Origin of the sequence: Photobacterium chitinilyticum (genome assembly GCF_004104355.1) — a bacterium.
Taxonomy (GTDB): domain Bacteria; phylum Pseudomonadota; class Gammaproteobacteria; order Enterobacterales; family Vibrionaceae; genus Photobacterium; species Photobacterium chitinilyticum.
In genome coordinates this window covers 1-407 of sequence record NZ_RJLM01000225.1, presented here as the reverse complement: position 1 = coordinate 407, position 407 = coordinate 1, and the positions used below count along the sequence as shown (strand labels likewise).

Genomic DNA, 407 nt, shown 5'->3' with positions numbered 1-407 from the left:
TAACGCCTGGGATAAGGTGCGCCACGACCAACTCACCAAATCCACTAAACTCCAAACCAAAAATGCCGAGTCAAACAAGTCACCTTGATACCTTTGTTATGCAACTCCATCCATTAATACGAACTAGTTTGGCCGAAAGTCCTTCCACCCATGATAAATCTGCGTCATACAGACAACAAATTCATACTTTGATAGTTCCGATTCACTTTCAACGATTTGAGCCAAACCAACTTGCATGACAACCTATTGCGGACATGCTTGGCTGTTGTACCGAACTATTGGTTAAGACAAGCAACTGCCCTTTCAGAACAAAGTAACGATGAAACTCATTGCTGAATTGCCAGGGTAAAAGGCGACAAAGAAAACGACAACCTGCTGTTCTCTGAACTTTCAGGCAGCCTTTCGCT

Annotated in this window: 1 protein-coding gene; it reads right to left on the bottom strand. The window is 43.5% G+C overall.

The features are described from left to right. Positions 1 to 208: 208 nt before the first annotated feature. Positions 209 to 407: hypothetical protein (locus EDI28_RS27460; protein WP_233353533.1), on the bottom strand; the 199-nt coding region annotated here is incomplete at its 5' end.